This is a genomic window from Rhodococcus sp. 27YEA15, assembly GCF_049739425.1.
Classification (GTDB): domain Bacteria; phylum Actinomycetota; class Actinomycetes; order Mycobacteriales; family Mycobacteriaceae; genus Rhodococcus_F.
In genome coordinates this window covers 3,785,269-3,806,246 of sequence record NZ_JBMHHW010000001.1, presented here as the reverse complement: position 1 = coordinate 3,806,246, position 20,978 = coordinate 3,785,269, and the positions used below count along the sequence as shown (strand labels likewise).

Here is a 20,978-nt window from a genome sequence, read left to right as displayed (position 1 = left end):
ACGGAACCGAAGGTGCTCGGGATGCGACCGATGTAGACCTCGAGACTAGTCTTCGATCGCCGGCCGGGGAAGTAGTCGCTTCGGCGCTTGTCCGAATCGCTGACTCGAGAAGTGCATTCGGCTACGAGAGTCGAATCCGGCAGTTCGGGGCGAGCAGGTTCAGGCGGTCAGAAGGGACGACGGCCACCCAGGTGGATCTCGAACTCCCGGTAGGTCTCCAGAGATGCAAAGTGTCTCGAATACAGGTCCATCGTGCCCGAGCCGGGAAGATCGTCCACCAGGGCGAGATCGACCAGGTGGGCGAGCTTCACGTACGACAAATCGTCGCAGGTGCCGGTCGCGTATTCCTGTTCGTGCGCTTTCGTGGCGAATGTGCGGTGTGCTTCGTCGAGGTTGTCGGCCCAGATCAGGTAGGCGTCTTCGCGACAGAAGTCGAAGGTTGCGTCGTTACTTCCCAGCGTGAAGACGGCCAGTCCGTAGTAACACCTCACTCCGAGGGCACCAGCATCCAGGCCGCGAGGTAGACCAGTGCTGCGGTTCCGCCGGTGGCCAGGACGGCGACGACAGCGAGCAAGCGGACGAGATTGACGTCGGCGTCGAAGAATTCGGCGGTGCCGCCGCAGACGCCGGCAAGCATTTTCTTGTTGCGCGAGCGGAGGAAGGTACGAGGTGAGTCGGTTTCGAATGTCATAGGTCAAGTGTGGTTCTCGCTACCGCGACGCACCATCGGTGAGCACCCCCATCTGTACCCTGATTTCTCGCGACAGGATCTCGGCCCCGACAGTTAACCGTGGCGTCACCGGTTGGTCGCTGTAGGTGACTAAGTTCTCGGCGGTGACCGATTTAGCAGAGCACCGCCCGTTCTTCAGTGCATTCGCCGATATCGCGACGGCAGTCGACCTGACCGACACCGCTGCGTTCACCGTCGACGACAGTGACGACGACGACCCTGTGTTGTTGACTTCGCCGGAGGGCTTCGAGGTCGACACCTGGCGCGAGGGTTATCCGTACGAGGCGCGGATGACGCGTCACGAGTACGAAATGGCCAAGCGGCTGTTGCAGATCGAGTTGTTGAAGTTGCAGAACTGGTCCAAGGAGACGGGCGCTCGGCATGCGATCGTGTTCGAGGGCCGTGACGCGGCCGGGAAGGGCGGCACCATCAAGCGCTTCATGGAGCATCTCAATCCTCGCGGCGCGCGGGTGGTGGCGCTGGAGAAGCCGTCGGCGCGCGAGTCGACGCAGTGGTACTTCCAGCGGTACGTGCAGCATCTACCGGCCGCTGGTGAGCTGGTGATGTTCGATCGGTCGTGGTACAACCGGGCCGGCGTGGAGCGGGTCATGGGCTTTTGCAGTGACGACGAGCATTCGAGGTTTCTGCGGCAGGTGCCGTTGTTCGAGCAGATGCTCGTCGACGACGGCATCAGTTTGATCAAGTTCTGGTTCTCGGTCTCGCCGCTCGAGCAGCGGACGCGGTTCGCGATTCGCCAGGTCGATCCGGTTCGGCAGTGGAAGCTCTCGCCGATGGATATCGCCTCGCTCGACAAGTGGGAGGCGTACACGGCGGCGAAGGAAGAGATGATCCGGTTCACCGACACCGCGAGCGCGCCGTGGACTGTGATCAAGAGCAACGACAAGAAGCGTGCTCGGATCAATGCGATGCGTCACGTTCTCAGCCAGTTCGACTACGACAACAAGGATCATGAGATCGTGGGAACGCCTGATCCGCTGATCGTGGGTAGTCTCGAGTAGGTCGGGCGTTCACCGAGATACTTCGGAGGGGACTTTTCCGTGGCTGTTGAACTGGGAACAGAGTTCGCCGGCTACCGGATCGAACGTCTGTTGGGTCGAGGCGGGATGAGCGAGGTGTATCTTGCTTCCCGCGAATCCGAACGTGCCACTGTGAAGTTGCTCGACGCAGAGTCGTCCGCTGATCCGCGGCTGCGAACTCGTTTTGTCGCCGAAGCTCAAATATCTTGTGGCCTTGACCATCCCAACATCGTCTCCGTCGACGCGCATGGCGACGTGGATGGACAGTTGTGGATGGCGATGCGGTACGTCGAGGGATACAGCGCGGCCAGATTGGTGGCGCGTGGTCAGATTCCGTTGGATCCGATGAGGGCGGCACGTATCGTCAGATCGGTCGCGCACGGCCTGGACTACGCCCACCGTCGAGGCATCCTGCACCGCGACGTGAAGCCTGCCAATATCTTGATCTCCACTGAAGCCGCCGTCGATAACGGTGAGCAGGTCCTGTTGTCGGACTGGGGGATTGCTCGTCTGGTCGACGATTCGGTGCCGTTGGCGCGACAGGGATCGGTGTTGGCGTCCATTCACTACACGCCGCCGGAGTTGCTGTGTGTCGAACCGTTGACTCCGCGTACCGACGTGTACGAACTCGGCTGCGTCTTGGTTGAATTGTTGACCGGAACGACGCCGTTCCCACATTCCGATCCGCTGTCCACCGCCGATGCTCAACTGCATTCACCGCCACCTTCGGTGACCGCGCGTCGAGGTGAGTTACCGGTGGCACTCGACGAGGTGGTTCGGGTTGCGTTGTCGAAGAATCCGGCCGAGCGCTACGCGACGTGCACGGCGCTCGGTGACGCGGTGACCGCTGCGCTGAAAGATTGGCCGACCACGCCGCCTCGATTCTCGGGTGCACGAAGGGGTCCGCGGTTCCGGCGGTTCTCCAGACATCGGGGTTAGTCTGATTCGGATGGAGACCGTACCGATTCAACTACCCGACAGCACTGTGACGCCGATCCGGTTGTTTCCCGGCCCGAACGAGGACGCTCCGGTCGTGGTGATTCTTCCCGGTCTCGGTATTCCGGCCGGGTACTACGATCCGATAGCGCACGCAATCGTCGATGCCGGGTTCAACGTCGCGGTCGGTGAATTGCGCGGCCAGGGCGACAGTAGGCCCCGCCCGAGCGCGTCGAGTAGGTACGGGTATCAGGAATTGGTGTCGGTGGACTGTCCGGCGACGTTCGAGGTGGTGCGCGAGCGGTTTCCGACGAGTACGCCGTACCTCATGGGTCACAGTATGGGCGGTCAGCTCGCAGTGATGTACGCATCCAGGATTCGGGGCCGTCTCGGTGGGCTGATCCTGGTTGCGTCAGGGTCGCCGTATCACCGGGGGTTTCCCGGCGTCCGGTCACCGGGTTTGTATCTGGGGTCGTCGGCGATGGCGGTGACCGCGAACATCGCCGGGTTCTGGCCGGGCGATCGGGCGAACCTGGGCGGATTCGGCCGTCAGTCCAAGGTGCTCATCTCCGACTGGGCGAGGTTCGCGCGGACCGGCCGGATCGAACCTGCCGGTGCCGACATCGACTACGAGGAGCGGATCGCACGCTTGACCCTGCCGGTGCTGTCGTTGACCGTCGAGGCCGACGACATGGCACCGCGACGATCCGCGAAAAACCTGGTGAACAAACTTTCCGGTGCACAGCTGACGTTGCAACATGTCGACGAGCCGCTCGGCCACAACGGCTGGATCCGGAAACCCGCCGCGGTGACCGAGCGCGTCGTGGCCTGGCTGCGCGATCGCTGAAACGTCAGCGGAGCTGTTGCCGCAGGAACTCGTACGTCAGCGCCGTCTTGTACGCGAGTTGGGCGTTGTCGGCTGCCCCGCCGTGGCCGCCTTCGATGTTCTCGAAGTACAGCACCGGCTTACCCAACTCTTCCAACCTCGCTGCCATCTTGCGGGCGTGCGCCGGGTGAACGCGGTCGTCGCGGGTGGATGTCGCGATCAGGATCGGCGGGTACGACGTCGACGCGTCGACATTCTGGTACGGCGAGTACTCGGAGATGAACTCCCACTCCTCGGGGTTGTCGGGGTCGCCGTATTCGGCCACCCACGACGCGCCTGCCAGTAGTAGGTGAAAGCGGCGCATGTCCAGCAGTGGCACCTGGCACACGATGGCGCCGAACAGTTCGGGATACTTGGTGAGCATGATGCCCATGAGTAGCCCGCCGTTGCTACCGCCCTGTGCGGCAAGGAGTTCCGGAGTGGTGATGCCCCGTACGACGAGGTCTCGGGCGACGGCGGCGAAGTCCTCGTGCACCTTGTGCCTACCGGCTTTGAGTACCTGGGTGTGCCACCTCGGGCCGTATTCGCCGCCGCCCCTGATGTTCGCCACGACGTAGGTGCCACCTCGGATGAGCCATGCCCGCCCGATCGAACCGCTGTACGACGGCGTCAGGGAGATCTCGAATCCGCCGTACCCGTAGAGCAGGGTGGGGCCTGGCTCGTTCGACGACGCTCGCACCACGAAATACGGAACCCGGGTGCCGTCGTCGGACGTCGCGAAGAACTGCTCGGTGGTGATGCCGTCCGCGTCGAAGAACGCCGGAGCCTGTTTGAGGACAGACGGTGCGGATTCTCCGATCACTCCGTGCAGAAGTGTTGCGGGAGAGGTGTATCCGCTGGAATTGAGGAAGTACTCGTTGCCGACGTCCGGGTCCGTGTCGAGGACGTCGATGCTGGTCAGCTCCGGAAGGCCGTCGAAAGGTCGATCTTCCCAATCGTTCTCGCCGGGAGTGACGATACGCAGGGTGGTGCGGACGTCGGTGAGGACGACCAGGATCAGGTGATCGCGCGTCCACACGTAATGCTCGAGCGAGGAATGTGCGTCGGGTTCGAATACCACGGTCAGTGTCCGTGACCCGGCGAGAAAGTCCTCGTAGCGGGCGGCCAGCAGTGCGCCGGTGGGATATTCGGTTCCGTCGACGGTCCACGGCGATTTGGTCCGGATCAACAACCAGTCGTGGTGAATGGAGATGCCGGCATCTTCCGGAACCGCCACCAGGACGAGTTCGCCGGTCGTGGTGAGCTCGAAATGCTGCGAACGGTAGAAGTCGACGGAGCGGGTGACGAAGTCACGCTCGTAGCCGGGCGTCGGATCATGGGATACGGATACCGCGACATCGCTGCTCTCGCCCTCGTACACGGTGTCCGCGCTCTCGATCGCGGTGCCGCGCTTCCACCGCTGGGCCAGCCGCGGATACCCGGAATCGGTGAGGGAACCGGGGCCAACGTCGGTGCCGACGTAGACGGTGTCGATGTCGATCCAGTCGATGTCGGTCTTGGCTTCGGGCAGGTAGAAGCCGGGGTATTCGCCGTCCGGATCCACGAATTCTCGCTTCTCCAGATCGAATTCGCGAACTACTGCGGCGTCGGCGCCACCACGCGAGAGGCTGATCAGTGCTCTGGTTCGGTGGGGTCGCAGTAGTTGGGTGCCCTTCCACACCCAGTTCTCGCCCTCGGTGTCGGCCAGTGCGTCGAGGTCGAGGAGGACATCCCATTGCGGGGTGTCGGTGCGATACTGCTCGAAGGTGGTGCGCCGCCACAATCCGCGTACGTTGGTGCTGTCTCGCCAGAAGTTGTACAGATATTCGCCGCGGCGGCGGACATAGGGGATGCGGGCGTCGGTGTCGAGGACTTCGCGGATCTCTTCTTGCAGTTGGTCGAAGCTGTCTGCGGCGGTGAGCCGCTTCTCGGTGACGGCGTTGTGCTCACGTACCCAGTCGAGGGCGTTCTCGCCGGAGACGTCCTCGAGCCACAGGTAGGGATCGTCGGCGGTGGGGGACTGCTGATCGGAAGTCATGCGTCATTCTTACCGTTTGTCCCCGAACGGGCTCGACCCCGCTCCCGGGAAGCCGGGGCGGGGTCGAGACACGGAATCAGGTGTTCTCAGATGTTCCTGGTGCTCAGATGTTCATGGAGCGGGCGATCAGTGGCCAGGAGTTGTGGAGGTCGTCCTGCCAGTAGCCCCAGGAGTGCGTTCCGGTGGGCTTGAAGTCGAATGTGGCCGGGATCTGCAGGTCGTTCAAGCGGTTTGCGAGGTTGTGGGTGCAGTAGTTGACTGCTGCTTCGATGGCGCCGCCGACGATGATCTGGTTGGCGAGATCGGAGACCTGGCCGTCGATGATCGGATTGGCAAGGTTGTCGTGGGGGCCGGGCAGACCGGATCCGCTGGAGATGTAGAGCTCGGTGCCGCGGAGCTTTTCGGCGTTGACGACCGGGTCGTTCTCCACCCAGCCGGGACCGTCGAGCGGGCCCCACATGTTGGTGATATCGGCGCTACCGCGCATGCCGACGACGAGTTCGATGGACGTCTGGCCGACGGAGGTGCTGGTCTCGGCGCATCCGCTGTAGGCGCCGGCGCTCTTGTAGAGGCCGGGGGCGGCGATCGCGAGGTTCAGGACGGAGGTGGCGGTCATCGAGATCGCAGCGATGGACTGGACCTTGTCGGTGCCGAACTGCTTGTCGATGATCGGGGGAAGTTCCTTGGTCAGGAACGTCTGCCATTTCTGGCGGCCGAGTGCCGGGTCGTCGTTGATCCAGTCGGTGTAGTAGCTGAATGCGCCTTCGAGCGGGGTGACGACGTTGACGTTCTTGTCCGCGAAGAACTCGGTCACGTCGGTGCGGCGCTGCCAGGTGGCGGAGTCCTCGCCGCCGCCTGCTCCGTTGAGGAGGTAGAGCGTCGGGCGGGGTGCGCTGGTGTCGGCGGGGGTGATGACTTCGAGGGGGATGTTGCGATCCATCGATGCCGAGTACACCGAGATGGAGACCTTGCGATCGGTCTGCTTGGTGCTGCTGACGAGGTGGGATCCCGAGGTGTCGGCCGCGGGGCTGGTGCGGGCTCCGGAGGTGTCACCGGCGGCTGAAGCGATGGCTGGGCTGACCAGCATGGGCACCACGGCCATTGCTGCCAGAGCTGCGACCAACTTGCCGCGCTTGAATGAGCGAGCACGCATACCTTGTTAAACCTCCACCTAGTTGACTGCTTGACTGCAACTCCGCGGCAGATCCGACCGGCAACTACTGTTGGCTTCGGTCGAAAGTCGAGAGTTCCGAGGTTTCAGGTTCTCGTTGCGTGTAGAGCTTGCGATTCCTGATATTTGTACAGGATCGGCGCGGTATTAGCCAGGGATACACTGATCTGCTGAACGTATGACCAGTTCACGTTATCCGGGCTGAACGGGGAGGGGAATTTCGGATGAACAGTACATATCGACTATGGGAGCAGCATTGCTGCCTACCCCTGCGTTCCAACGCATCCATTGCCGACCTGCTCCGCTATCGCCGACCGGGCGGAAGCTACGTATCGGTCAACATCGGGTATTCACCACACGATCGAGCCGCTGCATCCGCGGTCGCGAAGAGCTTCTCCTGGCAGGCTCGTGTCGAGTTCCCGGACGTCACACCGGTGGCCACCATGACCGATGTGCGTGAAGTCACAGGCGGCGGGGGAATCGCGTTGGCTTTCGATCTGGAGGATTCCGCGCCGTTGGGCGGCGACTTGGACAACGTCGCCTACTTCTACGACCTGGGAGTGCGCTCCCTGCTCCCGACCTACAACCATGCCAATGCCGCCGGCGGTGGATGCCTGGACGGTGACGACACCGGCCTCACCGATTACGGGCGCGATCTGGTCACCGAGATGAACCAGATCGGAATGACCGTCGACGGCTCACACTGCTCGACGCAGACCGGGCTGGATCTGTCTGCTCGCACCGAGCGGCCCATGATCTACAGCCACTCGAACCTTCGTCGATTGTGGGACCACCCCCGCAACATCACCGACGACCAAGCACGGGCCTGCGCCGACACCGGTGGCGTTGTCGGAATCAACGGCGTCGGCATCTTCCTCGGAGTCAACGAACCCGACGGAAATGCCGAGCGGCTGTCAGCGATGGCCGACCACATCGAAGAAGCGGTCGACTTGATCGGCATCGACCACGTGGGGATCGGATCGGACTACTCCTTCGATCAGCAGGACTTTCTCGTCGAACTCGAGCGACACGCGTCGTCCTTCTCCGATGCGTACACACGGTGGGGCCCCTTGCAGTGGACGCCCCCGGAAGAGGTCCTCACGCTGGATCGGGTGCTGCGCGAACGTGGCTTCGACGAGTCGGCGATCGAGGCCGTGTACGGCGGCAATTTCGCGCGGGTCGCCTCTCAGGTGTGGGCTACCGGTGGGTAATGCCACCGTGGCGGGACAGCGAAACGGCGCAGGACTACCCTGGTGAATCGTGACCTCACACTATGACGTCGTTGTCCTCGGAGCCGGCCCTGGTGGGTATGTCGCTGCTATCCGCGCGGCACAACTGGGATTGAGCACCGCCATCATCGAGCAGAAGTACTGGGGCGGTGTGTGCCTGAATGTCGGCTGCATCCCGTCCAAGGCGCTGCTCCGCAATGCCGAGCTTGCGCACTTGTTCACCAAGGAAGCGAAGACGTTCGGTATCTCCGGAGACGTGTCCTTCGATTTCGGTTCCGCTTTCGATCGCAGCCGTAAGGTAGCGGACGGGCGGGTCAAGGGCATTCATTTCTTGATGAAGAAGAACAAGATCACCGAATTCGACGGCAAGGGCACGTTCGTCGACGCCAACTCCATCTCGGTGGAGTTGAGCAAGGGTGGTAGCGAGACGATCACGTTCGACAACGCGATCATCGCAACGGGTTCGTACACGCGCCTGCTGTCGGGCACGTCGCTGAGCGAGAACGTCGTCACGTACGAGGAACAGATCCTCACTCGTGACCTGCCGGGATCGATCCTGATCGTCGGCGCGGGCGCGATCGGTATGGAGTTCGGGTACGTCCTGAAGAACTACGGCGTCGACGTCACGATCGTCGAGTACCTCGACCGGGCGCTGCCCAACGAGGACGCGGACGTGTCCAAGGAAATCGCGAAGGCGTACAAGAAGCTCGGCGTGACCATCAAGACAGGTGCGGCCGTGCAGTCGATCGACGACGACGGCTCCAAGGTGAGCGTCTCGATCAAGGACAACAAGTCCGGTGCGATCGAGACCGTGGTGGTGGACAAGGTTCTGCAGTCCGTCGGTTTCGCGCCGCGAGTTGAGGGCTTCGGTCTCGAGAACACCGGTGTCGCGTTGACCGATCGTGGTGCCATCGCGATCGACGACTACATGCGCACCAATGTTCCGAACATCTTCGCCATCGGCGATGTGACGGCCAAGCTGCAGCTCGCGCATGTCGCGGAGGCTCAGGGTGTTGTTGCCGCAGAGACCATCGGCGGTGCGGAGACGCAGACGCTCGGTGACTACCGGATGATGCCGCGGGCGACGTTCTGCCAGCCGCAGGTCGCGTCCTTCGGTTTGACCGAAGAGCAGGCCATTGCGGAGGGCTACGACGTGAAGGTTGCGAACTTCCCGTTCGCTGCCAACGGCAAGGCGCACGGTCTGGGCGACCCGACCGGTTTCGTGAAGTTGATCGCGGACAAGAAGTACGGCGAACTGCTCGGCGGTCATCTCATCGGACCGGATGTCTCGGAGCTGCTGCCCGAGCTGACCCTGGCTCAGAAGTGGGATCTGACGGTCAACGAGCTTGCTCGTAACGTTCACACCCACCCGACACTCAGCGAAGCGCTGCAAGAAGCGATCCATGGCCTCGCCGGCCACATGATCAACTTCTAGAGAGCAGGACCTGCGGCCCCTGTGCGTCTTTCCGACAGTCCGTACTACCGGAAAGACGCACAGGGGTTTTTCGTGTCAAGGTGTGTTGCAAACCGGCCAAGTCGCGCCTTCGAGACCGGATTCCGGCACGTCAGGCAATAGCGTCGCGAGTTGATCATCCGGCTTCCGAAGGACTCACGTGAAAACTCGTTATGCATTGCTTGTGGCGTGTGCCGCACTGACGCTTACCGCCTGTAGTGGCTCTACGGACTCTGACTCCGACATCGCCTCGACCGGCTCGGCCGAGGCCGGGGCCTTCCCCGTGACCGTCGACCACGCATTCGGGTCGACCACCATCGACTCCGAACCGATGCGCATCGTGACCCTCGGGTGGAGCAGCCAGGATGCGGTGATAGCTCTGGACAAGGTGCCGGTCGCAATGGAGAAGTACACCGGCGACGGCATCGAGGACAACATTCTGCCCTGGGATGCGGCACGCCTGAACGGTGTGAAGCCGGTCGTGCTCTCGTCGAACCCCGATGTTCCGTTCGAACAGATCCTCGCTCTCGACCCCGACGTGATCCTCGCTGTGTACTCGGGTATCGACGAGCCCGAGTACAACCGTCTGAGCGACATCGCTCCGACGGTCGCTTTCCCGGACGGGCCGTGGGACACCGCGTGGGACACGCAGATGAGCATGATCGGTGCGGCCCTCGGGCAGCCGGCACGCGCTCAGCGGTTGATCGACGACACCGGAGCGTATTTCGAGCGGCAAGCAGCGGCTAATCCGACGTTCGCAGGTAAGACTGCGACATACGGCATGCGGATCGACGACGGGATCATCGTGTTCTGCGACAACGATCCGCGTATTCGACTGTTGGGTCAGCTGGGGATCACGGTCTCGCCCGGTGTGCGGGCAGCGTGTGCTTCCGGTGACAGTTCGGTGACCGTCGGTATGGAATCGGTGGACACGTTGGACGCCGACGTGTTCATCCTCGTCGACGCCGACGGCACGAATCTCGACAAGCTGGCTGCGATCGGACCGTTCGCGAACCTGACTGCCGTCAAGAACGATCGCATTGTGCGCCTGGTCGGGATGGACTACGCGATGGCTACTTCGGCGCCCACGGTGTTGAGCGTTCCCTATGCGTTCGACGAGTTCATCGCTCAGTTGTCGGACAAGTTGACGGGATAGGTGTTTCTCGTGTTCGCTCATTGAACACTTTCTGCCAGAAACGATTTCGGTGTCGCGGCGAGGCATCTCGGATGGAGGTCCCTCGGGCCTCCATCCGATTTCGGCTTGCGTTAATATTCGCATTCCGGACATTTGGTATGAAAAGTGGGGTTTAATTGCGCATCTATCCCATCTTTTCTTTTCAATGACGAATCGAGATCGCAGATGAGCAATGACCCGGGAACATCGGCAAGTGCGGGCCGTAAGGAGACGAACAAGCGCAAGATACGGGCACTTCTTGCCGGCGGGTTGGTACTCGGAATCGGTGCGGCTGTGACCTTGGCGGCGTGGTCCGACAACGTCTTCGGTAAAACGGAGTTTTCCACTACCAGTTGGAACATCCAGGGAAGTTTCAGTAATACCGGAACGCCGGTGTGGAACGAGTACGCCACTGCCGACGACGCCGGAGTGTTCTCGTTCACGCTCGAGCCGCTCGATCTCGTGCCGGGAGTCCCAGTCCATGCACCGGTGTCGCTGAGGATCGGCCCGGACCCGAGCGGGTCGAATGCAAACGTCCAGTTGCTCGGGGCAACCGGCGGGACCGGCGACCTCGCAGCGGCCCTTCGCTACTCGGTCTACCAGGGGGTTTCGGCATCGGAGTGCAATCAAGGCGATTTGACGGCCGCGGGCGCAAGCGCCTGGGTGGGAACCGCGTCGAATCCGGTCGCGCTCTCTGTCGGTTCGGCAACAGACGATCTCCTGTTGTCGGGTGATCAGACCGCCGTCAACTTGTGCTTCGCGGTCACGCTGCCTGAAGACGCGGATCCGGTGACGTTGTCAGGGCAGACCACGGGAGAGTTGGTCTGGCAGTTCGCCGGTACGTCCAGCTGACCGTTGCGTGGCCACTCGTCGAGCACGTCAGATCTACGCCTTGGCGGCCTCGGGACTCGTACTGGGAATCAGTGCGAGTGCCGTGGCCGCTGCCTGGCATGACTCGGTCGCCGGTACGACGTCCTTCCAGACGAGTCCTTTCGGAATCGAATCGAAAGTCGGCACCGACTGGATATCGCATCCGTCGAGCAATCCTGGGATTCTGGACTATTCTCCTGCCGCGACGAATTTTCGGCCAGGAGGCGTCAGCTATGCGGCGGTGTCGCTACGTACAGTGGCGAAGGCGTCACAGGCATCGGTGACGCTCCACGGGGCGAGCGTGGCGGGGGATTCCGCACTGGGCGGCGCGCTGAGGTATCGAGTCGTCAAGTCGGCGACCTGTAATGCCATGGCATTTAACGGCACACCTCAATTCGTGGTGGGGAGTGCAGGCCCTGCCACTCTCACCACAGGATCCCTTGCAGGGGCGGTCATCCTGCCCACCGGCGGTGATTCTCCGGGGGCTGCGGTGCCGTTGTGCTTCGAAGTCAGTCTCCCGAACACCCAGGCGAACTGGTCCAACTCGGCGTTGATCAGCAAGGTGGCTACACCGACATGGCAGTTCGTCGCCATCTCCGGAGGAGTGTGATGACCGAAAAAAATCCGGCGCCGAGACGTTCGTTCACCTCCCGTGTCGGCGACGGGGTGCTCCAGATCCTGGCTCTCGGCGGAATCGTCTGTATCGGCCTGGTGATCTGCGCGTTCGCTTTCAACATCACACTCGTCATGTTCAAGACCGGATCCATGTCACCGACCATTCCCACCGGTTCGCTGGCAGTGGTTCGGGCGGTGCCCGCCGACACTGTCCGGGTAGGTGAGGTGGTGACGGTCAATCGTGGGCCAGGGGAGCTGCCGGTCACCCATCGGGTGGTCTCCGTCGAGAGCAGGAGTGACGGAGTGACGGTCCTCGACCTCAAAGGTGACGACAACCCACAACCCGATCCTGCGCCGTACGAGGTCACCGAGGTCCGCAAGGTACTCTGGCACGTTCCCGGCCTCGCCCGGGTAATCGTGTACTTCTCCAATCCTGTTGTGCTGGGACTCATCACAGTTGCCATGTCGGCTCTGGTGGTGGCGGTGTTCTGGCCACGAAACCCGGATGGCGGAGATCCTGACGAACCGATCACCGAACCGATTCCGGTGGTGGCGAACCAGGGGCGCGAGCAGCTGTGACCAGACGTCGATCCTCCGCGCTGATCGCGCTCACGGCCGTGTTGTTGGTGTTCGTCAGCTGGTCGGCGCGGCCACTCGTGACGGAAACTGAAGCGGCGTGGACCGATTCGGAGTACGTTGGCGGGTCGGTGGCGACGGGGTCCTGGCCGACCAGCGGATACGGTCGGTCGGCCGGAGGTCTCATCACGGCGACCGGTGGAATTTCTCTTCCGCTGCTGAGTCAATCGTGGATCGAAGGAACTTCTACTCGGAACACGATCGGAAAATCTTCGACGACAACGGATCTGTCGGTCGTTCCGATTCTCACGGTCAACGCGTTTTCTCGTACCGGATCGGTCTCCACGTGTGCAGCTTTTTCGCCGGGGCAACCAGACTCCGAACGATGCCGCCCGACTACGACGTCGGACAGCGACGCCACTGCCACGATGAATTCGATGACGGTCTCGATTCATCTACTGGGTCTGCTCGGTCTGGGAGTGGTCAATTCGACTATGGTCAAGATTGATTCAGCTATCACGGCGGCCGCGCTGTGTGGACCGGGTCAGCCGACGACGGTTGCTGCGAGCAGCCCTTCAGGCAGAATCACTGTTGGTACGAGCGAAGTGGTGATCCCGCAACCAGGTGAAGGTGCGTCGGCAACAACAAACGGGGCAGATTCGAGTGAGGCCATCCTCGGTCTGATCCACATGCGTTACAGCAACGTCAGATTGGTGAGTACACGGACGGTGACTGCGACGTCGGTTCAAAGCACGTTGACGGTGACCTTCACGGTGCAGCCCTACAGGCCGCTCGGTGCCGCGGTGCTCGGCGAAACCCGGGTGGCGCTGAACCTGGTGACTGCACAATGTGGGCTTGGTACGTCGGTTTACCCGTCCACGCCCTTGAGCCTGCCGGTAGCGTTCGGTGTGGAACGCGGTGCTGATACTCGAGCGCCCGAGACCACGACGGCTGCGGCAACGACTGAGCCCACGCCGGCTGAACCCGGATCCGTCGAGACGACGACGGCGGAGCCCGCGGTCACCGGGACTACCGTGACCACTCCGGCATCGAGCCGGCCAACCACCACCTCCGGCACGCCGCCCAGTACTACGGCAACGACCACCACAAGTCGAGAAGCGGTGCCACCGGGCGATATCACGGGCTTCACCACCGTCGACGGTCTCGAGTGTGTAGTGGAAGGCGGTACCGGGTACACGGGCGAGGTGCCGGTGTCATGTGCGGACGCCGTTGCCGGCACAGTAGCCGGTCCGGAACTTGTTGCGGCAAGCCGAGATCCCATGCAATCAGTGACGCTCACTCTCGACGGTGTCACCGAGACGGTGCGGATCAGATCGGTTGTCCGTGGGTGAGCGGCCTATCGGCCGGCGGGGACGTGCGGTGTGGTGCGGGCGTCGTAGGATTCTCGCGACGCGATGATCGTCGGCATTTCTGATTCGAGTAGTTCGATCAGCGCGGCGATCCGCAGAGCAACGGAACTCCCCAGTGTGCTCAGGCTGTATTCCACCTTCGGTGGAATGGTTTCGAGGACGTCGCGGCATACGAGTCCATCTCGTTCCAATGCTTGCAGGGTCTGGGACAGCATCCGTTCACTGACTCCGTCGACGCGTCGACGGAGGGCATTGAATCTGTACGGCCCTTCGTTCAGTGCTGCCAGCGCGAGTGCGCCCCAGCGGCCGGTTGCGTTCTGTAGGGCTGCCCGCGAGTAACAACCACGGGCGAACACGTCAGCTTCCAAGGTCGGGTCCACCGTGGCCGGATCGCTGGTCGATTCGACACCGTGTGCAGGTGTATCAGGGCTGGTCATACCTTCACGGTACTGCCCCATGAAGAAGAAGTGCTAATTCTAAGTATTGCGCTTACGAAAAATAAGTGCATGATGATGACAGTCAGGGTTTACGCTTCAACTTGGATTGGGAGTTCACATGAGCATCGCAGTAACGGGCGCAACCGGGAACCTCGGACGGCACGTCGTGGAAGCGCTGATCGACAGAGGAACGCCCGCCGCGGACATCGTCGCCGTAGTGCGTAATCCGCAGAAGGCTGCCGACCTCGCGGCGAACGGCGTCGATGTCAAAGAGGCCGACTACGGTGATGTCGCTGCGTTGGAAGCGGCACTTGTCGGCGTCGACAGGCTGATCCTGATCTCGGGCAGCGAAGTGGGGTCGCGGCTTCCGCAACACACCAACATCGTCACCGCGGCCAAGGCAGCCGGTGTCGGATTCATCGCCTACACCAGCATTTTGGACGCTCAGCACACCCCGTTGAAGTTGGCGGCCGAACACAAGGCGACCGAGGATCTCATCGCCGAAAGCGGAATTCCGTTCGCGTTTTTGCGAAATGGTTGGTACTGGGAGAACTTCACCGCCGACCTTGCCGGAACGATCGAGCGTGCCGTGGTGGTCGGCGCGGGTGGCGACGGAAAAATCGCAGCCGCAGCGCGTGTGGACTATGCCGAGGCTGCTGCGGTAGTCGCCACGACCGACGGTCACGACGGTGCAATCTACGAGTTGGGTGGTGACGAAAGGCTCACGTACACCGAGTTGGCCGCGCAGATCAGCGAATTCGCGGGCAAGCCGGTCGTCTACCAGTTCGTCGACGAGAAGGCCTACGAAGGGATTCTGGAAGGTGCCGGACTTCCGGCGCCGGTTGCACAGATCCTCGCCGATTCCGATGCCGGAATTGCCAAGGGCGCTTTGGACACCGAGTCCGGTGATCTGCAGAAACTGATCGGCCGCAGCAGTACCCGATTTGCCGACGTATTGAACTAGTTCCCTGTGCGCCTTTCTGGTACCGCGCAGTACCAGAAAGGCGCGTACGGGCTCAGCTCCGCGTGTAGGCCACCCAGCCGCCGTAGCCGGTGATATCTGCCGCACCGTCGACGGCGTCATGGGTGCAACTGAATCCCACTACCGTTCTGCCGTCGGATAATTCGATGCTCGTCAAGGCCATCGGTGCGGGTAGTGCGGCGAGGAAGACCCCGAGCCCGGCCGGTGAGATTCTGAAGATTTCACCGACGATCGATGCGCCGAGGCCGTCGCCTCGCCGCACCAGGCCGGGCTTGGGTGGAACGGTGTCGAGGGCGTAGAGCCGGTAGGCGTTGGTGGTGACGATGTCCTCGACGTAGCGGGCTCCCAGATCGGACAGTTGCGCGTTGAGGGGCTGCCCACGCAGGTGCGCCCCGAATACCGCGAGTTCGATTCCAGCCGAGATCAATTGCGGTGCCGGAAGGCCGGCGAGTCCGGCGGCCAGATCGATCGCTACCTGGTCGTGAAAGGCCGGTACCACGAACATGACCCCGAAGGGGTGACCGTCCGGCGTGGCTCGTCCAGGAGCTGCAACGGCTGCCATGTCGAGAAGATTGCAGAAGTTGGTGAAGGTACCCAGTCTCCGGTTGACACCGATTGGATCGTCCTGCACTGCGGCCAGGCTGGGATGCTCGGTGGTGGTGGGGAGTAGGAGTGCGTCGACGTCGGCCAGCAAGGCAGTGGCCGCCGCCTTGGCGTGGGTGAGTGCGTCGAGGTCGCGGACCAGTTGATATCCGGTGGGTGCCTTCGCTCCGAGCACGATGGCAGAGACCGTGGGGTCGGCTCCGGCAGGATCTGATTCGAGGAACTCTCCCATGGCCGCATACCGCTGCGCGACCACGGCACCGTCGTAGAGCAGGCGGGCGGCGTCGAGGAGTCCGGAGATGTCGACGGTCTGCACATCGACGCCGTCGGCCTCCAGCCCGGTCACCGTCTCGTTGAATGCGGCCAGGTACGACGGGGAGAGATCGGTCAGATCTTCGGGCCGCGGTACCGCCACTCGCGGTGTGGGTGATGCGGCCAGGCGCACGTCGGACGGCCAGGTTCGACTGCGCGGATCACGGGTGTCCGGACCGCTCATCACTGCTGCGGCCGTAGTGGCAGTAGCCAAGTCGGTGGCGAAGACAGTGAGCGCGTCGTAGTCGACACAGGCGGGCAGCACTCCGTGGACCGGAATTATCCCGAGGGTCAGTTTCAGTCCGTAGAGTCCGTGAAATGCTGCCGGAACACGACCGGAACCTGCTGTGTCCGTACCGATTCCGATATCGGCGATTCCGAGCGCCACGGCGACGGCGGATCCGGAACTGGAACCACCCGAGATCAGTGTCTCGTCCCACGCGCAGCGTACGGCTCCGTACGGGCTGCGGGTGCCGACGAGTCCGGTGGCGAACTGATCCAGGTTCGTCTTGCCGAGGATCAGGGCGCCGTGCTCGGTCAATCGTGTCACGGCGGCGGCCGTGGCCTGCGGGGTGAACGCGAACTCCGGGCAGGCGGCCGTGGTGGGAAGGCCTGCGACGTCGACGTTGTCCTTGACCGCAACCAGGAGACCGGCCAGGGGGAGGTGTTCCCCGGCGGCAAGGCGTCGTTCCACGTTTGCCGCGTCGGCGAGGACGTCGTCCTTTGCGCGCAGGGTGATCCACACTTCGGGCCGGTCGACGGCGCCGATGCGCTCGTAGGCGGATTCGACGCGCGCGGTAGGGGTCAAGGATTCGAGGGCGCTGCCGATGCTCATTCTGCTCCGATCACGACGAGAGGGGTACCCGGTTCGACCTTCGAGCCAGGGGAGACGAGGATGTCGAGGACTTTACCGGCGGCGCCGAAGGTCACCGGCATCTCGAGTTTCATCGCTTCGAGGATGACCGCGTCCTGTCCGGCGGTCACCATCTGTCCGGTCTCGACTTCGACGCGCCAGACGTTGCCGACCATCGGTGCGTGAATGACGGTGGCGCCGTCGGGAATGTCGGCGATTGTGGCGGTCAGCGCGGCCGGCGGCTCGGGTTCGGTTCGATCGAATTCACCGGAAGCTCGCCAGGCTTGTTTCTCCACGTCGAACGCTTCACGTTGACGGGCGTCGAAGACGTCGATCGAGGCGGCATTGTCGGCGAGGAATTTCAGGTGGTCGGCGAGAGCGAATGTGCCGTTGCTCACGGCCGGGGCATATCGTCCGGCACGTGCTTCGGCCCGGTAGTGTGTGAGCTCGTCGGCGGTGACGGGCTCCCAGGTGATCCGGTCGAAGAATCGGAACAACCAAGGGTTCCCGGTTTTTCGGTAGCTCGACCAGATCGGTATCGTCCGGCCGATCAGTTGATAGCCGCCCGGTGATTCCATGCCGTAGACGCAGAGGTATTTTCCACCGATGCCGACGGCGTCGGCGGGTGTCCAGGTGCGGGCCGGATTGTACTTCGTCGTCATCAGACGGTGTCGCGGATCGAGCGGAACAGCAAGGGGCGCACCCAGATACACATCGCCCAATCCGAGGACCAGGTACTGGGCGTCGAATACCGCCTTGCGGACGTCGTCGATCGAGTCGAGACCGTTGACGCGGCGGATGAATTCTATGTTCGACGGCAGCCACGGGGCTTGGTCGCGGACGCCGCTGCGGTACCGGTCGATGGCCTCGGCAATGGAGGGGTCGTCGAAGGACATCGGCAGGGTGACGGTGCGACTGGGAACGACCAGCTTGTCGGTGGCGGGCAGGAGCTCTTCGATGTCCTCGAGAGCGGCCAGGAGAGTCCGTGCGGGCAGCACGTCGGGATCGAAGTGCAGGTGCAGTGATCGGACACCGGGGGTGAGGTCGATCAGGCCGGGCAACGCTCGCTCGACGAGTGCGCTGGACAGGGCGTGGACGCGCATTCGTAGGCCGAGATCGAGATCCATGGCACCGTACTCGACCAGGATGTTGTCGTCGCCGCCGCGCAGGTACACGACGGCGGGCCGATCCAGAAGTTGATCTCGTCGGCTCAGGATACCTCCGTCGGAAGTGTTGGAGCGTAAGGAGATCGGCGGCATCGCGAGCGCTCGAACCGAATCGGACGCTCGCAGGGCATCGGCGCCGGTATCGGTGACGGGAATGAACCTGACCTTGTCGCCGGGGCGGATCTGGCCGAGCTTCCAGCGGTTCGCGGTGGTCACCGTCAACGGGCAGGCGAACCCGCCGAGGCTGGGGCCGTCGGGTCCGAGCAAGATCGGGGTGTCGCCCGAGACGTTGAGTGCCCCTACGCTGTACGGGTTGTCATGCAGATTCGACGGGTGCAGGCCGGCGTCGCCGCCGTCGCTACGGGACCAGACGGGTTTGGGTCCGTCGAGTCGAATTCCGGTGCGATTGGCGTGTGACTGCACGGACCAGGTCGTGTCGTAGAACTGAGCCATGTCCTCGTCGGTGAAGTAGGCGGGCGCCGGTTGTGGGCCTTCGGTGACGGCAAGGTGCCAGGTGTGGGTCAGTTCAGGGCGAAGTTCGACCGAGACGGGCGTCGGTGGTGCCAGATGTCCGGTATCGCCGTACAGTCCCAGAACATCTCCGGTGGTCAGGGCTCGCCCGGTCACTCCACCGAAGCCGCCCAGGGTGAAGGTCGACGAACTGCCTTGGTAGGTAGGTGTATTGATTCCGCCGCGGACGGCGAGGTAGGTGCGTAGGCCGGCGTCGCGCGGTGCCCCGATGTCGAGTATCCCGTGTTCGGGTATCTCGATCGGTTCCCACATCGGGATCGGTTCGCCGTTCACCGTGACGGTCGCCGGTGCGCCGCCCACACAGACTACGGTGGGATCGGAGAACTCGAGTTGCGGTCCGTGCATGGTGCATTCGAGGCCCGGTGCGCCGGGCGAATTGCCCACGGCAGCGTTCACGAGTTGGAACGACAGGTCGTCCATCGGCCCCGACGGCGGAATACCCACCTCCCACAGGCCCTGGCGGCCGGGGTAGTCCTGGATGGTGGTCATGGTCCCCGGCCGGATCACGTCCATCCGCCTGCCGGTGGTGCGGATACCTGCCAGCGTCGTCGTGGTGTGCTCGGCTCGGATCACTTCCGGTGCGCTGCTCACACGACGCAGTTGCGGCAGATTGGTCTGGATTCCGTACAGGCGAGTGTCCTCCAGCGCGTCGCCGAGAGCGGCGAAAGCGCCGGTGCGGGTGACGGACGAGACGATGACCTTGGCGAGCATCGGATCGTAGTGTGCGCTCACCTCCGTGCCCGGCTCCACCCAGGTCTCGACGCGGGTGTGGGCCGGAAACTCGACGCTGGTCAGTCGGCCTGCGCTCGGCCGGTAGTTCACGCCGGGGTCCTCCGCGTAGACGCGGGCTTCGACGGCGTGGCCCGAGATCGGCGGCCCGCCGTCGGGCAGCGCCGTGAGCATCGAACGGTCACCGCCTGCCAGTCGCAGCATCCACGCCACCAAATCGACACCGGTGATTTCCTCCGTGACCGGGTGTTCGACCTGCAGGCGGGTGTTCATCTCCAGGAACGACGCTTCGCCGCGGTCCACGTCGTAGACGAATTCGACGGTGCCCGCGGAGCGGTAGTCCACCGATCCGGCCAGCTGCCGAGACGACGAGAGAAGAAGTTCGACGAGTTCGCCGCTCAGCCCCGGTGCCGGTGCCTCTTCGATCACCTTCTGGTTGCGACGCTGAAGGGAGCAGTCGCGAGTACCGAGGCTGAGGGTTCGCCCCAGTCCGTCGCCGAAGATCTGTACCTCGATGTGGCGGGCACGGGTGACGAGGCGTTCGAGGAATACCCCGGCCGAGTCGAAATTGGCTGCGGCCAGCCGTCGTACGCGATCGTAGGCGCCGCGTAGGTCGGTGGCGTCATGGCAGGCTTGCATGCCGATTCCGCCACCGCCGCCGACGGCCTTGAGCATGACGGGGTACCCGATGTCGTCGGCGGCATTGAGCGCTGCCTCGACGGTGTCGAGTAGCCCGGAACCACGCAGCAACGGAACTCCCACGGACAGTGCGGCTTCGCGGGCTGTGTGTTTGTTGCCGAATACCCGGAGTTGTTCGGGGGTGGGCCCGACGAATGCGATCCCGGCGGCTTCGGCGGCGGCGGCGAAGCTCTCGTTCTCGGACAGAAACCCGTAACCGGGGTGGATGGCGCCCGCTCCGTGGCGCAGTGCGGCGGCGATCACGGCGTCGGCGCGCAGGTACGAATCTTGTGGCGCGGGACCACCGAGGCGGACAGCGACGTCGGCCATGGCGACGTGCATCGACGCCGCATCGGCGTCGGAGTACACGGCGACTGTTCTCAAACCCATCTGCTGTGCGGAACGGATGATGCGGCAGGCTATTTCGCCTCGGTTGGCGACAAGGACGGTGTCGAAGGAAAGACTGGTCAACGGTGTGCCCTTCGGTCGTGGACGATGCGGGCCGACCGATACCTCACGACAGTGCGCGTGCACGGCCGGAAGTGCGTATTCAGCGCTGTGGACGTAGCTGTATACGCTAGGGAGGTGGTGTTTCGTGGACGTTGCGCCTGGTAAATGGTGCG

General features: G+C 63.1%; 18 protein-coding genes. 11 read left to right on the top strand and 7 right to left on the bottom strand.

From position 1 onward, the window contains the following. Positions 1 to 167: 167 nt before the first annotated feature. Positions 168 to 491, bottom strand: coding sequence for a DUF4288 domain-containing protein (locus tag ABH922_RS17710; RefSeq protein WP_424808154.1), 324 nt, complete (start codon positions 489 to 491; stop codon positions 168 to 170). Beyond that, complete coding sequence (locus tag ABH922_RS17705) at positions 488 to 691, bottom strand: PspC domain-containing protein (protein WP_424808153.1); 204 nt, start codon at positions 689 to 691, stop codon at positions 488 to 490. Before ABH922_RS17705 ends, ABH922_RS17710 begins: the two co-directional genes overlap by 4 nt. Before the next feature lie 143 nt (positions 692 to 834). Between ABH922_RS17705 and ppk2 the strand changes: the two genes are divergently transcribed. From ppk2 to ABH922_RS17690, 3 genes are read left to right on the top strand one after another with little or no spacing between them, the layout of a single operon-like run. After that, on the top strand, positions 835 to 1,749 hold the full coding sequence (ppk2, locus tag ABH922_RS17700; protein ID WP_424808152.1) for a polyphosphate kinase 2: 915 nt from the start codon (positions 835 to 837) through the stop codon (positions 1,747 to 1,749). A 39-nt stretch (positions 1,750 to 1,788) separates the two neighbouring features. Beyond that, the gene (locus tag ABH922_RS17695) at positions 1,789 to 2,706 is read left to right on the top strand and encodes a serine/threonine-protein kinase (protein WP_424808151.1); all 918 of its coding nucleotides are present in this window, start codon (positions 1,789 to 1,791) and stop codon (positions 2,704 to 2,706) included. 10 nt (positions 2,707 to 2,716) lie between these two features. Continuing rightward, a complete protein-coding gene (locus ABH922_RS17690; RefSeq protein WP_424808150.1) occupies positions 2,717 to 3,550 on the top strand; it encodes an alpha/beta fold hydrolase in 834 nt (277 codons plus the stop codon). Positions 3,551 to 3,554: 4 nt separating this feature from the next. Here ABH922_RS17690 and ABH922_RS17685 read toward each other — a convergent pair whose 3' ends face one another. Continuing rightward, positions 3,555 to 5,606, bottom strand: a complete 2,052-nt coding sequence (locus ABH922_RS17685; RefSeq protein WP_424808149.1) for a prolyl oligopeptidase family serine peptidase — start codon at positions 5,604 to 5,606, stop codon at positions 3,555 to 3,557. Positions 5,607 to 5,709: 103 nt separating this feature from the next. Continuing rightward, entirely contained in the window at positions 5,710 to 6,759 is a 1,050-nt protein-coding gene (locus tag ABH922_RS17680; RefSeq protein ID WP_424808148.1) for an alpha/beta hydrolase, read from the bottom strand. Positions 6,760 to 7,001: 242 nt separating this feature from the next. Here ABH922_RS17680 and ABH922_RS17675 point away from each other — a divergent pair, with 242 nt between their 5' ends. From ABH922_RS17675 to ABH922_RS17645, 7 genes are all read left to right on the top strand, one after another. After that, entirely contained in the window at positions 7,002 to 7,988 is a 987-nt protein-coding gene (locus tag ABH922_RS17675; RefSeq protein ID WP_424808147.1) for a dipeptidase, read from the top strand. 49 nt (positions 7,989 to 8,037) lie between these two features. Further along, a complete protein-coding gene (gene lpdA, locus ABH922_RS17670; RefSeq protein WP_424808146.1) occupies positions 8,038 to 9,441 on the top strand; it encodes a dihydrolipoyl dehydrogenase in 1,404 nt (467 codons plus the stop codon). 178 nt (positions 9,442 to 9,619) lie between these two features. Beyond that, on the top strand, positions 9,620 to 10,615 hold the full coding sequence (locus ABH922_RS17665) for an iron-siderophore ABC transporter substrate-binding protein (RefSeq protein ID WP_424808145.1): 996 nt from the start codon (positions 9,620 to 9,622) through the stop codon (positions 10,613 to 10,615). Positions 10,616 to 10,819: 204 nt separating this feature from the next. Beyond that, positions 10,820 to 11,485: a SipW-dependent-type signal peptide-containing protein gene (locus ABH922_RS17660; RefSeq protein ID WP_424808144.1), complete on the top strand. Its 666-nt coding sequence runs from the start codon at positions 10,820 to 10,822 to the stop codon at positions 11,483 to 11,485. Between the two features lie 7 nt (positions 11,486 to 11,492). Next, positions 11,493 to 12,113 (top strand): hypothetical protein, encoded by a 621-nt coding sequence (locus tag ABH922_RS17655; RefSeq protein ID WP_424808143.1) that lies wholly within the window; start codon positions 11,493 to 11,495, stop codon positions 12,111 to 12,113. Further along, positions 12,113 to 12,697: a signal peptidase I gene (locus ABH922_RS17650; protein WP_424808142.1), complete on the top strand. Its 585-nt coding sequence runs from the start codon at positions 12,113 to 12,115 to the stop codon at positions 12,695 to 12,697. Before ABH922_RS17655 ends, ABH922_RS17650 begins: the two co-directional genes overlap by 1 nt. After that, entirely contained in the window at positions 12,694 to 14,046 is a 1,353-nt protein-coding gene (locus ABH922_RS17645) for a hypothetical protein (protein WP_424808141.1), read from the top strand. The genes ABH922_RS17650 and ABH922_RS17645 overlap by 4 nt, the downstream gene beginning before the upstream one ends. A 5-nt stretch (positions 14,047 to 14,051) precedes the next feature. Here the strand turns inward: ABH922_RS17645 and ABH922_RS17640 are convergent, their stop codons facing one another. Beyond that, positions 14,052 to 14,501: a winged helix-turn-helix transcriptional regulator gene (locus tag ABH922_RS17640; protein WP_424808140.1), complete on the bottom strand. Its 450-nt coding sequence runs from the start codon at positions 14,499 to 14,501 to the stop codon at positions 14,052 to 14,054. A 118-nt stretch (positions 14,502 to 14,619) separates the two neighbouring features. On the opposite strand from ABH922_RS17640, the gene ABH922_RS17635 reads away from it, so the two are divergent. Continuing rightward, positions 14,620 to 15,465, top strand: a complete 846-nt coding sequence (locus ABH922_RS17635) for an SDR family oxidoreductase (RefSeq protein ID WP_424808139.1) — start codon at positions 14,620 to 14,622, stop codon at positions 15,463 to 15,465. A gap of 52 nt (positions 15,466 to 15,517) precedes the next feature. On the opposite strand, the gene atzF is transcribed toward ABH922_RS17635, so the two are convergent. Both atzF and uca read right to left on the bottom strand, forming a co-directional pair. Next, positions 15,518 to 17,233 (bottom strand): allophanate hydrolase, encoded by a 1,716-nt coding sequence (gene atzF, locus ABH922_RS17630; protein ID WP_424808138.1) that lies wholly within the window; start codon positions 17,231 to 17,233, stop codon positions 15,518 to 15,520. After that, a complete protein-coding gene (uca, locus tag ABH922_RS17625) occupies positions 17,230 to 20,826 on the bottom strand; it encodes an urea carboxylase (RefSeq protein ID WP_424808137.1) in 3,597 nt (1,198 codons plus the stop codon). The genes atzF and uca overlap by 4 nt, the downstream gene beginning before the upstream one ends. Positions 20,827 to 20,978: the final 152 nt, after the last annotated feature.

Coding starts and splice junctions, on each gene's coding strand:
- ABH922_RS17690 (WP_424808150.1), top strand. CDS start 2,717: ATGGAGACCGTACCGATTCAACTACCCGACAGCACTGTGACGCCGATC.
- ABH922_RS17660 (WP_424808144.1), top strand. CDS start 10,820: ATGAGCAATGACCCGGGAACATCGGCAAGTGCGGGCCGTAAGGAGACG.
- ABH922_RS17635 (WP_424808139.1), top strand. CDS start 14,620: ATGAGCATCGCAGTAACGGGCGCAACCGGGAACCTCGGACGGCACGTC.
- ABH922_RS17705 (WP_424808153.1), bottom strand. CDS start 691: ATGACATTCGAAACCGACTCACCTCGTACCTTCCTCCGCTCGCGCAAC.
- atzF (WP_424808138.1), bottom strand. CDS start 17,233: ATGAGCATCGGCAGCGCCCTCGAATCCTTGACCCCTACCGCGCGCGTC.
- ABH922_RS17680 (WP_424808148.1), bottom strand. CDS start 6,759: ATGCGTGCTCGCTCATTCAAGCGCGGCAAGTTGGTCGCAGCTCTGGCA.
- ABH922_RS17685 (WP_424808149.1), bottom strand. CDS start 5,606: ATGACTTCCGATCAGCAGTCCCCCACCGCCGACGATCCCTACCTGTGG.
- ABH922_RS17640 (WP_424808140.1), bottom strand. CDS start 14,501: ATGACCAGCCCTGATACACCTGCACACGGTGTCGAATCGACCAGCGAT.
- ABH922_RS17650 (WP_424808142.1), top strand. CDS start 12,113: ATGACCGAAAAAAATCCGGCGCCGAGACGTTCGTTCACCTCCCGTGTC.
- ABH922_RS17675 (WP_424808147.1), top strand. CDS start 7,002: ATGAACAGTACATATCGACTATGGGAGCAGCATTGCTGCCTACCCCTG.